Genomic DNA, 12,446 nt, shown 5'->3' with positions numbered 1-12,446 from the left:
TTTGTTACCCACCAGAATCTGATTATCATATATGACCTTGAAGACTTTACATTCTGTTTTTGTTTTCGCATCAGTCTTCTCATGGCTTTCGGTTTACTGTTCCCAAATCCTTATTCTCAAGAGTATTGAAGCGTTCAATCAGAAAACCATGCGGATTGTTATCGCTCCTTGAAACATTTCGCAGCGTTCCTTCTGTAATCAGATTTCTGTTCAATATGCTTGTTGTCCTTATAATGTTCTGCCGGGCATAGCATTTAAAGCGGTAGGGATATTCATTAATATCAATGCGGACGCTGTCTACAATAACAGTCTGGCTTATATTTCCTGATATAATTCCCGAATAATATCCGTTTTCTTTTAAATCATCGTATATCCGTTTAACAGAATTATCGGCCAGATACAAGGCCTTGGTAACATTGGCTTTAATTACTTTATCATCTGGGTCAAGGCTGAAGAAAAACTGATGGAATGTCCTGACATGATCCCTTGCTTCAATAGGTACATTATCCTTACGGTCTGATGCAAATGCCTCAAGCGCCTTTCCATTTGCGAGGATATAAACCTTGTCGTGCATCAAAGCGACGGAACTGAAACTTTTATAAATAGAATAAGAGGTTATAGCAGCGCAGCTAAGAATAACCAGCATTGTAAATCCTCTTATATGACGAAAAGCAGTATCTATATTTTTCATTTTACTAAACATAATCGAGTGCTTTTAATTTTTAGAGTTTCCCTTGAGCTTCTCGCTCATGTAATTTCCTTTTTCCTCAAAATAAGGCGACGCAGCTGCTGAAGATGACATGCTCTGGCTCATTCTGCCCGTTGCATTTCCCATTGAATCCATTACCATTCCTGCTCCAGTGGCAGCACCTCCAATCACAGTAGAAGTTGACCCGCCAAACAGGCTTGTCACTTTGTGTCCCAATGCGCTTCCTCCTGATGCATGCACGATATAATTGGCCACGGAAGGCACAGTAAAGTACCCCACAATTCCTATAATCATGAAAATCAAGTATCCGATATCGGTCCTGCTGAAAAAAGTATCTCCCGAAGTATTAATCTGTGAGATATCCAGCCTCAGCATCTGTTCCTGAATCTTCCCGATAATGCTGCCGAAAATGTTGGCAACGGGAAGCCAGAGATAAATGTTTATATACCTGGCGAGCCAGATCGTCAGGGTATGCTGGAATCCGTCAAAGACTGCAATACCGAACACCAGAGGTCCTAAAATGGACAGCACCACAAGCTGAAATGTTCTGAGCGTATCAATACACAATGAAGAAGCTTCGAAAAGAATTCTCAGAATTTCGCTAACCCATTCCTTTACAGAATTCCTGAAACTATATGACGCTTTCTCCATTGCAAATTTTACATCATTTCCGATTCCTTCCATAAGTCCTTCATCTGAAGGATCTGCACCGTCATGGGTGTATTTATACCATCTGTCGCGGTCGCCTGTGCCCAGCACTCCGACATACATTTTCCAAGGTACGCTTTCTTTGACTGCTTTTTCTTTTTCTCTCAGCAGCACTTCGATTGCTTTGTTTGACCCCTCAACCATAGAAGCTGTGGCAGTAACTGTTGGTTTCATGACCCCGTTTATGAGCGCCAGAACAGAAGGAAAAATCATAATGCAGAAACCAATCACAAAGGGCCTGAAGAGCGGATAAAAATCAATCGGTTCCGCATTGGCAATATGACGCCAGACCCTGGAAGCGATATAAAAAATAGCAGCAAAACCCGCCAGCCCCTGCCCGACTCCAATAAGATTGCTGCAAAGCGGCATCATATCATCGTAAAGCTTTTCCAGAACTGCATGAAGACTGCCTATATTATCTCCGAGTCCCTGTGCAGAAACTGCTTCAGGGAACAAAAAGAGCATTAAAACTAATACAGCTGATTTGAAAATATTTATCATAAGACCAGAGTTAATTTTTAAACTGATAACTGTTCCGCACCGCATTCACATCATTAGCCTCCTTAGAACGCTGCATTGAAAACACTGATATTGATCCGTTGAAATCATTTAGAAAGAGCACCTTCTGCTGCATATCTTCATATATCTTGTCAATAGCTGCAAGTCTTTCGTCATCGCTCATTCGGAGTTTATCAGCTGTTACGATGGAAGTCAGTTCGTCTAAATTTCTAAGGCTTTCCCTGCTTAAATTAGAATACACTTTTTCAAAATACTGGATTTCCTGCGGCCTGAAACTTTGATTTTTAATGATACGGTCTATCCCTTTTCTGCTTTCCCTCATAAGCATAAACTGATAATCAATAATATCCCCGACTCTTTTGTAATTCTTAACAACAGGACTTACCTGCATCAGGGCATCCAGGAAAGTCTTATGAAGTGAAAAATTTCCTTCCGACATATCTTTGACAGCCTTATACCCTCCGCTGAGAATATCATATCCTTTCTTCATGTCGCTTAATATCTTTTTAAACTGCGACAGCTTTTCAATATTTAAAATAAGCTGTTGGATTTCGGCTGACTGCGCCTTTACCGAAAAAGGCATACACATCAGAAAAAGCATTCCAAAATATATAAGTAACTTTTTCATGTTATTAGTGTTTATAGGCCAAGCAGAACTTCGGCTTTTTTTACATCATTTTTTTCTCTTGCTTTTGATAATGCCAGAAGTTTAATCTCACCGCTGAATTTTTTACAGAAAGCATAATCATCCCGCGCAGCTTCATAAAGCTTATCAATACGTTCAATGCGTTCATCATCTTTCATTTCAAGTGATGTACTGGTTGTGATCAGAAACAGTATATCAAGATTGTCATCACAGCTGTCAAACAGACGCCTGAAAGTCCTTTCAATGTATTCAAGTTCATTTCCGTGAAACAGATCATCCTGGGGGAGGCTTGCTAAAGTATTTTTATATATCTTAAAAATTTCAATCTGAAGAGTGATTATTTCAGCCACCCTGGCGTAGTTTTTTACTTTAGGATTAACAGATATCAGTGATGTGAAATAATCGCTGTGCAGGTTGACTTCTCCTTTCTTTGCATCTGATATAAAATTAAGTCCGCTTTTTACCGCCTTATAGCCTTTTGCCGCATAATCCACATATGTCCGCAGGGCCGCTATCTGAAGCACCAGCATCCTTTTCTGTTTTGCCTGCTGAGCCTGAAGCTGGCATACAGATAAAAATACAGACACAAAAAGCATTATTATCTTTTTCATCATTTTTAAAGTTGATTACGGAATTCCGTAAAATTGTTTCACTTTATTTACATCAGCGTCCGTTTTTGCCCTCTGGAGGCTGAGCAGTATATTCTGCTGGTTAAAAAGTCTCAGATCATTGTAACTTGTATCTATCTGATCTGCTGCTGTATTTATAATTTCGAGTCTTTTCAGATCGCTCATCTGCGTGGTGAAAGATTCTATGATTAAAAATATCTGGTCGATATTTTTCATGCTTTCTCCAAGAATTCCGTTATACACTTTTTCCATGTATTCAAGTTCAGAGATCTTGAAATGGTCGTCTCTTTTAAAAAGATTCCAGGCCTTTTCATATTCGGCAATCAGGCGGGTCTGTTTTTCTGAAATTTCTTTAATTCTCTGATAATAGGTTATAATAGATTTCACCTTCTGCAGTTCATCGTAATAATCCTTATAGAGATCACGCTGTTTTTTTGTCCAGTCCGAAATCTCATCGAGTTTCAGTTTTGAAAGCGTATTTTCAATCTGCTTCTGTGCATTCTGAAGCCAGATGGTCTTGTTCTGCATTCTTTGGATACCCAGATCAATTGCCTTTATTACTTTCTTGGTAACTGCCTTTACAATCTCCAGTATAGGCATGGCTGCTGTCTTTTCTGCAGGTCTTGCAGGCATGCTTACTAAAAAGAAGCACAATAAAAATGTGACAGCTTTAATTTTCGTTTTCATTTTTACATTAATTTAAGTTCCGCTTCTTAATTCCTGAGCCATAGCGGCAATTCCTTTTTTGATGTCTCCTCCAAATTTTTGGGCGTAGGCATTCATTTTTACTTTCTCGCTTTCCTCCGTAGTGTAGGCAAGATATTCTTCCAGAGATACTTCTGTCCTGTAGACTTTAGACAGCATTCCTCCTAATGAGATAAAAACCTCCTTGTATTTCTTGGAAGGATCATTTGCTTTGTTTACCGAAAGCACCAGAGCCTTTTCCTTATCGGTCAGCCCAAGCAGTTCCTGAATCTGGTCAAACTTATTCTGGTACTTGCTCTGGTCTAGAAGAATTTTGCAGTCGCTGTTATTAATGATTGCCTGCTTTACTACGGGTGAAGAGATAATATCTTCAACCTCCTGCGTCACTACTATCGCCTCGCCAAAGAACTTACGCACAGTTTTAAAAAGATACTTGATATATTCTGACATTCCTTCCTTTGCAATAGCTTTCCATGCTTCCTCAATAAGGATCATTTTTCGTATACCCTTCAGCTTTCTCATCTTACTGATGAATACTTCCATGATTATTATGGTCACTACCGGAAAAAGAATCGGATGGTCTTTGATGTTGTCCAGTTCAAATACAATAAAGCGCTCTTTTAGCAGATCCAGATTTTCAGCAGCATTGAGCAGATAGTCAAACTCTCCTCCGCTGTAATAAGGACGAAGCACATAAAGGAAATTATTCACATCAAAATCCTTATCTTTTACATTATCACCCTGAAGAACCGTTACAAACTCCTGTTTTAAAAACTCATAAAAAGTATTGAAACAGGGAAAGATGGATTCATCCTTATCCAATTTATCGAAATACAGCTGCAGGGCATTGGAAAGCGCCACGTATTCGCTTCTGTTAAATGTTTCATCATCTTTCTTCCACAAAGCCAGCAAAAGCGTTTTGATGCTTTCCTTTTTCTCGGTATCAAGACTGTCTCCTTCCCCGATATAAAATGGATTGAAACGAATCGGATTCTTCTCGTCATAGGTAAAATAATAGCCGTTTACCATATCGCATAAGCCTTTGTAGCTGTGACCAACATCCACCAAGACAATATGAGTTCCCTGTTCGTAATAGCTTCTGACCATATGATTGGTAAAGAAGGATTTTCCGCTTCCAGAAGGCCCCAAGACAAACTTGTTTCGGTTAGTGCAGATTCCCATCTTCACCGGCTCATCGCTGATATCCACGTGAACAGGCTTTCCCGTCAGGCGGTCTCCAAGACGTATTCCGCAGGGACTCAGTGAGGATCGGTAGCCGGTCTCCATATTCAGAAAACAGACAGCCTGCTCGGTAAAAGTGTCAAAAACATCATTCATCGGAAAATCTGCTGCGTTTCCGGGAATACCCGCCCAGTAAATCTGCGGAGCTCCAACTGTCTCCTGTTTAGCCGCCGCATCCATCTGCGCGAGAGCAGATGACACTTTGTTTTTTATGTCTTTGAGTTCTTCTTTTTCGGATGTCCACGCAAGAACATTAAAATGCGCTTTCACAGGCAGGCGCTGCTGTGCTATAGCTTCATTGAGAGAATCATTTGTGGCATCCCTTGCGATCATATTTTCTCTGCTGTAAGCAGACAATGACTGAAGTCTTAATCTTTTGCTCTCCAGTTTCTGGATTGTTTTCTGCGAATCTTCAATGAAAATATACTGGTTGTATATGTGATTGCAGGACAGCAGCTGGCCGAGTGTTGAAGCAAATCCGATACTGAACTTTGTTTTGTCTGTTGAGTAACGGTCAAAATTGATTCTTGAACCGCAGAGCGTCGGCAGATCGGCGGCATCTCCAAGCGTAAAAAGCTGGCTGTGCTTATCCCCTATCTGCATCCCGTCTGAAAACTTGAGATCATTATAGATATACGAATTTTCATTTTCAGAAAGAAAACAATACTTTTCAATAAGGCCTGTGTTTCTGCTATGGCTTTTCAACTCATCATTTCGAAGTCTTGTCAGCCTTATGAAGCCACTGTCTTCCATAATCCTTCTAAACTGGCCTGTACTGTCAATGAAGTCCTGAAGGAACTGCATATTGAGAGTTTCATCAGGTATCAGTTTATTTCTTATTAGATTAGAAAATAAAGAACTGGAATTTTTTCTTCCTGCTGGTTTCTTAGTAATCATTATATAACAGCAGTGGTCAAGAAATGGCCTTTCATTAAAAAATCTCTCACTGCTTCTGGTTAAAAAACTGCTGTCTTCATTATCAAAGTCCGCTTTGTAGCTGCTTTCTAAAAACCAGTCCTGTTTATGAAAAACTGTGAACTTCGGCAGAATTTTTATCGCCTTTATCCATGACTGGTGAAACGCCTCATATTCCTGATCCGACATTGTGAAAATCTCCGGCAGATCAGCCTTAAAAACCACTGTAATATCTCCCTGTTTTGATAAGATGCAGTCATGCTGCACGTCCATTATCGGTAAAACATCATCTAACTCCTTTTCCATTTTTCCTAGTTTTACTAATCTTCACTTTGTTTATATAAAGACTTCTGGCTGTATTTAAGATATGCAACCCAAGATTTGGGTCCACACAATTGCGAAGGACCTGCCTTTTGTTTGAAATATTACATCCCTTTAAGCAGAAACCTAAAGACTCTTCCAGTTCAGGAATCTGTGCATGACGTATTTTAATTATTGCCTGTCCTTCAGATTCTGGAATCTGAAAATTGGACCAGAAAAGATGACGCTGCAAAGCAGCATCAGGTTCGATAAGCACAGTGTAATAAGGCTTGACATTTTCAACAGCCCATAAACACTCGGCATTATGCTGCAGAAATAAAATTTCCTGATACAGCCTCATGTCGGGAAAAACAGCAGGAGTGCCTCGGAATCTCACGCAGATATTCTGCCGAAAAGAGGAATGTGACTGGCACGGGGGTGATGACCAGATAAAATCAAATTCTTTGTAATGATCCAAAAGATACTGGTGTGCATCCCCTACAATCACTTTATCTTCTGGAAAGTTCTGCGAGTACAATGCTGCCAGTGCAGGATCCAGCTCAACTGCCGTAACCGATACGTCATCCCAGTTTTTTCTGTTTCCGCCAATTCCGGCATATAAGTTTAAGACTTTCATAATCCACCTCCATCTCTATAACGTTCTTCAGCTATCACTTAATAAAAAGAGCCCTGCTCCGCACCTTAACACATTTAGGAATCTGCCTCGCAGATAAAGCTTTCATCATGCCGAATTCACCATACTGCCTGCTCATTTTATAGATCTTAATCACCATCACAGTTCCTGCCGTACCAATTAAAGCCACACAGACAAGAGATGGAATGCCTACTATGAAAAGCACTGCAAAAACAATCATAAGTCCCACGACACCCCCGCCCAGGTACCATATGTACTGGGCTTTCAGGCCTTTAAATTCAATTGACTGATTGATTCCTTTGTTAATCTGATAAATACTGCTCATTTTAATGCTGGTTAAACTCCAAAGAAAGATTTGATCACAGTGGCAACTACTACCAGAAACACGCAGCTGCCAAACCACGCAGCTGCCACTTTACCTGTGTCGGGATCTCCTGCATTCCACTTCTGATATACTTTCACCGCTCCTATGAGTCCCAGTATTGCTCCAACTGCATACATAAGTTCTGTCCCTGCATCAAAATAGCTTCTCACCTTTTGGTTGGCTTCATTGATTCCGGCAACACCATCTTGGGCATAAGCATTTCCATTAATTACTAAAAGCAGAAGAATAATGCTTACTAATAACTTGTTTGTTTTAAAAAAACGCTTTAACTTTATTCCATCGTTCAACATCTCATATCTTTTTAAAGATTAATACTAATTCAAAAAGCAGAGGAACAGCGCCGTCGCATCATCTATTCTCCTTGTCACATTTTACCATACCGCACTAGAGCGGACGGGGAAAGTTCTTCTGCTGTCATTTAATTATTTTCTTCCCATAGTTTGTCTGCCTCATTAGAAGTGAGAAGCAGTTCCGGGTACTTTTTCGTTTCGTAAACAAGAAGATTATTCACATTGCTGCGCAAAGAAGAGATCTTCACATAAGGATATTCAGAGAGTATTAATCTGATGTAATTATTGAATTCCTGCTTTGGACGGCCCAATGCGGCGCTTTCTGAAACTGCTCCTGTCAGTCTTGCTGACAGTTCTTTAACCTCATCAAGTGTAGCAAAAGATTCTTGAAATGCTTCATTGAGATTTGTAGGATTACCATCTTCCTGGTCAGAAGAAGGGAAGGAATCATTTTTAGTTTTTTTTCCTATTGACGGAAAACCAATTTTCTTTCTGCCCGAGAGAATCTGCTTTATCTCAGAAGAATAATAGCGGAATCCTGTATACAGATACCATAAAACTAATAGAGTAACAACAGCCACTAGGTAACTGTTCCATGAAATAGAATTTAACATAGCATTTTTCATTTATCATTCAACATCTTCTCATACTATGAATAAACCAGCAAGAACAATTATGGTTTATTTTACATTCCAAAGTAACTTCGGAAATAAAACTTCTACAAGTACAACTTTTTCTGTACCCCAGCTGTACCCCTGTACCTCGCAATGATATTAGGGGCTATGCGAAGTGCATTAATTTAAATCCATAAAAAAACCTCCTTAACAGGAGGCTGTTTTTTGATGATTTTAGATATTTATTTTTCCGTAATTTTCTTAAGCATCATAAGCTCGGCATCTTTCTTCTCAATAAGCTGCCAGCCATTATCTGAGAATGTAAAATATGCTTTTTCTTTTTTTTCAGCAGGAAGGCCTGGCCATAGTACTCCAAATGCATTCATATCATATTTTACATTGTACTCGGCTACCGCTATTCTGTTGTCATTAGTTTCTGCAGCTATCTGAATGATTTTATCAAATTTTTTCGTTCCGATCTTGACCTTCTGTATTTTATATTCTCTTTCCTCTAAAGTTGTTTCAAGCAAGAAGTTTTTTGATAAGGCTGTAAATTCGATCAAAGGCTTATCACGATCTTTAAATTCTCTTGTTTTCATTATCTTGACAAGGCCTTTTTCTTCCAGTCCTGATTCCAGCATTCTTCTTGCATGAATAGGATCACTGCAAAAAACTTCAAAATCTATAGCAGATGGATATTTGTATTTTTTAATAATCATGTTTTCAGCAGTTTTAGAATCCAGTTCTTTTTTCTGGCACGAGATAAAAAGAAGCAGAACTACTAGTGCTATTTTTAATAATGTTTTCATAATATCAAAAATTAAATTAATATTCTTTTATATGTTTGATAATTTTTTCTAATGTTTTAATCACAAATTCTTTATCCTTTTCCTCAGGATTATAAGACTTACTTCTTACGGACTGATACGATAAATTTCGTTTAAATGGAGTTGACAGATAAGGAACAATCGTTTTAAAAATCAGACTCATTGATCTTGCTTTCAATATTCTTGTTTCATCGGTTGCTCTTAAAATCAGCCCCATTTGATCTGAGGAAAGTGTGCATTGGATTTTATTTTGGTCAGCAAGATGCGAGGGATTGCCACTTTTTTTAGAAGATGAAATATCTTGTGCTTCAATTATGTCTCTGCTCTGAAGAAAATTGATCTCAGATACAAACCAGTTTTCCAAAACATCCTTAATGTTCTGATGGCTGGCATCGAACGTTATTTTCACATTTGAGTGAAGCTGTTTGAAATCCTTGAAAAATAGCAGAAGCAGGTTTAATTTGGAAGATTGTTTCTCGGTTTTGTAAATCTGTTCGGTCATTCTTTCTGTTAGAATTGAAATATATTGCACCGAATTAAAATTATGGTCGATTAGAAGTTCGTCAAGCGGAGTGAAAATGGAAAGATTTTGCATATCATCATTATGTTCTTCTAACAGCTTTAAAAACTCCCGGAAATAAAGGATCCGGCGATAAGTTAGTTTCTTTCCGTTTTCTGCTTCAATTGCATTCTGTACTATTTTTACAACTCGCTTGATTGTCACTTTATCAGTCTCAGTGCTTAAATTCCTTTTACTGATTCTTTGCAGTTTTAATGCTAGTTCCTTTCTGCAAACCATAAGATAGGTAATTGGAACTCTTTCATCTAGGCTCAAATAATAAGAGAATCTATCCTCGATGAAAGAAATCAGATAATCCAGGTTTGAAATGAGAAGATCAGCGAGCTTCCGTATTTTGTCAGATTGAATGACCTTTTCCGTTCGATTTTCCATAATACTGTCCAGCAGAAAAATTAGTGTTGAATGATATTGCCTGACTGTGACGCGTATATGTCGTTTCTTCCTTAATGAAAAAACTTCATTTTTTATATGCACCTGTATTTTTATAGATTCCTTGGAAATATTCTCAGAAATAACTGCTATATCATTATCAGTCAAACTGTCAATATTCATGCTTAATGGATCAAAAGTGTGCAGTATCAAAGAATCAAACCATTCTAATGGATATATATTATTCATCATAGTATAGTTTTTTTTCGATAATTACATCAACCACTAGCTGCCTTTGAATTTTTCAAAAGAATTAGATCGATAATCAGAAAGCGATAAAGAAGTGTACTTTTTAAAAAATATCCTAAAAATTGACAGACTTTCGAATCCCAGTTCTTCTGATATTTCTACCAAACTCAGCTGACCATCTTCCAGAAGAATCTTAGCCTCGCTTATAAGTGCCTCTATAATTAATAGTTTGACGCTTTTGCCGGTAATTTCTTTTACCACTCTGTTTAAATAAATTGGAGTGATAAAAAGAGCTCCTGCATAAAATTGAACGTGATGCTGTTTTTTATAGTGAATTGACAATATTGTCAAAAACTCCATAACAATATTTTCCTTTCTAGTGAACTTAGGCATCGAATTCCCAACATACTTCGTATAAATAACTTTAAGTTCATAAAGGAATAAATTTAAACTTATACGGTGTAGCTCACTTTCATATCCCTCTCTATGTGCATTCACATTTACATAATATACAAGCCTATAAATAAGAGACAAAACTGAATATTCGTTTTCATTCAGTGATGCTTTCATTGTTTCTTTCCTTATAAAAAAGTAAAACGAGTCGATTAGCTCTTTTTTGAGACAGTTTTTAACCGTAAACTCTGAAGAGAATGTAACTAGATAAATCTGCAGTTTATCGTGAATTTCAAGAATATTACAATCTGAGTCTTTAGGAATTATAATTAAATCGCGTGCCGACAAATCTTGAATAACGTCTTCAAGTTTTAATTTAAATCCTCCTGATCTTATTAGCAAAAAGGCTAAATTTTCAGACTTAAATTCATCTACACTATTAGTGACTTTTTCATATTTTTTAATAAGGTGAATATCGAATCCTTCAATAGGAAGGTTTTGCAGTTTCGTGTTGATTAAATTCTTTAACATTATCCTAATTTTATCATTTTTAAGATGTATTCAAGTTTTTAATCTTTAAATTTCCTTCTAATTATGAGAAAAAAAAAGAAATAAAGATTGGAAAGAGTAATTATATATAGAACATATGCAGAAATTCTAAGGTTGTTCCATAAACTTAATACATTATGATTTTCGGCTTCCATCTCATCATAGGTAAAAAGACCTATGATGAAAAAGAGACCTATAAGATTTACTAAAATCAAGAGTGGAAATAAAATGCTTCGCAGTTTCATTCTAATAGGATTTTAATAATCTATTCAATTTTACTTGATTGCGTTTAAAAGAACCGCCAGGTTAATATATGTCATTTGGTTCTCTTTCAGGAAGGGAACTGACGGCCTGTTTGTCACTGATGTCTTCCAATCAGGATCACGTTGTCTAGCCTCGGCATATAAGGAGTATCTTGAAATTGATGAAACTTTTAAAATTGTATCTTTTTCATCTTCTTCCAAAATTGAATCAACCACAACAGCTGCCTCATATGATACGATGTGTTCATATACCTCGTCATAATCATCCTGCGTTCTACTAATTAAATCCGCAACAAATTCATTTAAATTTGTTTTTACAGCTATACTCAAATCGGATTCACTAATAATTTCTACAAGTTTTCCTTCAGGATCTGATAAAATCAATGATATCAATTCTGGTGTTATAGTAATGACGCTTTTACCTGTCATTTTACTACCTCCGCGTTTAGCCAGCAAAAAGAATACTTGATCAATTAAGTGCTCATTAGAGCTTGGATATCCATATTTAGAAACATAGAAGTCAAGGTCATTGTAAAAATTAATACCTGTCTGTTCAAAAGGATTAAACTTATTAAAAGCATTTATTCCTTTTTCATTTGCATTTGGAACCACAGTGTTCACAATTTCAGAATTATAATCTTGGTCAGCTGAACATGAAAATACCAAAAAAGCGGTCATGCTCATTAATAAAAAACTTTTCATTTCTCAATAGTTTGACGGTGAGCGGGAATTACCCCAGTCCATTTCATCCGGATTGGCAGAACTTTAATTCAGCACCTTGCTGAACATTTTTGCCTTTGAATTCGGAGCAAATCTATTTCGTAAAAAAGCCTTGCGCAAGCCATTGTATATGGATTTCCATGAAATTACACTATGGATTTCATGGAAATCCACACCTC

At 37.4% G+C, this 12,446-nt stretch carries 14 protein-coding genes; all 14 read right to left on the bottom strand.

What is annotated here, in order from left to right; genetic code table 11:
* Positions 1–79: 79 nt before the first annotated feature.
* The gene (gene traK, locus GXM17_RS00765; RefSeq protein ID WP_244307296.1) at positions 80–691 is read right to left on the bottom strand and encodes a conjugative transposon protein TraK; all 612 of its coding nucleotides are present in this window, start codon (positions 689–691) and stop codon (positions 80–82) included.
* A gap of 24 nt (positions 692–715) precedes the next feature.
* A complete protein-coding gene (gene traJ / locus GXM17_RS00760) occupies positions 716–1,918 on the bottom strand; it encodes a conjugative transposon protein TraJ (protein WP_163397387.1) in 1,203 nt (400 codons plus the stop codon).
* 10 nt (positions 1,919–1,928) lie between these two features.
* Positions 1,929–2,564, bottom strand: a complete 636-nt coding sequence (locus GXM17_RS00755; RefSeq protein WP_163397386.1) for a TerB family tellurite resistance protein — start codon at positions 2,562–2,564, stop codon at positions 1,929–1,931.
* 11 nt (positions 2,565–2,575) lie between these two features.
* Positions 2,576–3,193 carry a hypothetical protein gene (locus GXM17_RS00750; RefSeq protein ID WP_163397385.1) on the bottom strand — a complete coding sequence of 206 codons (618 nt, stop codon included), beginning with the start codon at positions 3,191–3,193 and terminating at the stop codon, positions 2,576–2,578.
* 15 nt (positions 3,194–3,208) lie between these two features.
* Positions 3,209–3,898 (bottom strand): conjugal transfer protein TraI, encoded by a 690-nt coding sequence (locus GXM17_RS00745; RefSeq protein ID WP_163397384.1) that lies wholly within the window; start codon positions 3,896–3,898, stop codon positions 3,209–3,211.
* Positions 3,899–3,910: 12 nt separating this feature from the next.
* Complete coding sequence (locus GXM17_RS00740; RefSeq protein WP_163397383.1) at positions 3,911–6,379, bottom strand: TraG family conjugative transposon ATPase; 2,469 nt, start codon at positions 6,377–6,379, stop codon at positions 3,911–3,913.
* On the bottom strand, positions 6,360–7,010 hold the full coding sequence (locus GXM17_RS00735) for a DNA cytosine methyltransferase (protein ID WP_163397382.1): 651 nt from the start codon (positions 7,008–7,010) through the stop codon (positions 6,360–6,362). The genes GXM17_RS00740 and GXM17_RS00735 overlap by 20 nt, the downstream gene beginning before the upstream one ends.
* Before the next feature lie 34 nt (positions 7,011–7,044).
* Positions 7,045–7,353, bottom strand: coding sequence for a DUF4133 domain-containing protein (locus GXM17_RS00730; protein ID WP_163397381.1), 309 nt, complete (start codon positions 7,351–7,353; stop codon positions 7,045–7,047).
* 11 nt (positions 7,354–7,364) lie between these two features.
* Positions 7,365–7,703 (bottom strand): DUF4134 domain-containing protein, encoded by a 339-nt coding sequence (locus GXM17_RS00725; RefSeq protein ID WP_163397380.1) that lies wholly within the window; start codon positions 7,701–7,703, stop codon positions 7,365–7,367.
* A gap of 128 nt (positions 7,704–7,831) precedes the next feature.
* A complete protein-coding gene (locus GXM17_RS00720; RefSeq protein ID WP_163397379.1) occupies positions 7,832–8,317 on the bottom strand; it encodes a hypothetical protein in 486 nt (161 codons plus the stop codon).
* Between the two features lie 242 nt (positions 8,318–8,559).
* Positions 8,560–9,126: a hypothetical protein gene (locus GXM17_RS00715; RefSeq protein ID WP_163397378.1), complete on the bottom strand. Its 567-nt coding sequence runs from the start codon at positions 9,124–9,126 to the stop codon at positions 8,560–8,562.
* A gap of 16 nt (positions 9,127–9,142) precedes the next feature.
* Positions 9,143–10,345, bottom strand: coding sequence for a hypothetical protein (locus GXM17_RS00710; protein WP_163397377.1), 1,203 nt, complete (start codon positions 10,343–10,345; stop codon positions 9,143–9,145).
* A 33-nt stretch (positions 10,346–10,378) separates the two neighbouring features.
* On the bottom strand, positions 10,379–11,266 hold the full coding sequence (locus GXM17_RS00705) for a helix-turn-helix domain-containing protein (protein ID WP_163397376.1): 888 nt from the start codon (positions 11,264–11,266) through the stop codon (positions 10,379–10,381).
* A gap of 293 nt (positions 11,267–11,559) precedes the next feature.
* The gene (locus tag GXM17_RS00700) at positions 11,560–12,249 is read right to left on the bottom strand and encodes a CBS domain-containing protein (protein WP_163397375.1); all 690 of its coding nucleotides are present in this window, start codon (positions 12,247–12,249) and stop codon (positions 11,560–11,562) included.
* Positions 12,250–12,446 lie beyond the last annotated feature (197 nt).

The organism is Flavobacterium fluviatile (assembly GCF_010645065.1).
GTDB lineage: Bacteria > Bacteroidota > Bacteroidia > Flavobacteriales > Flavobacteriaceae > Flavobacterium > Flavobacterium fluviatile.
Note: the sequence above shows the minus strand (reverse complement) of the source record. Positions and strands in the feature narration are given on the sequence as shown.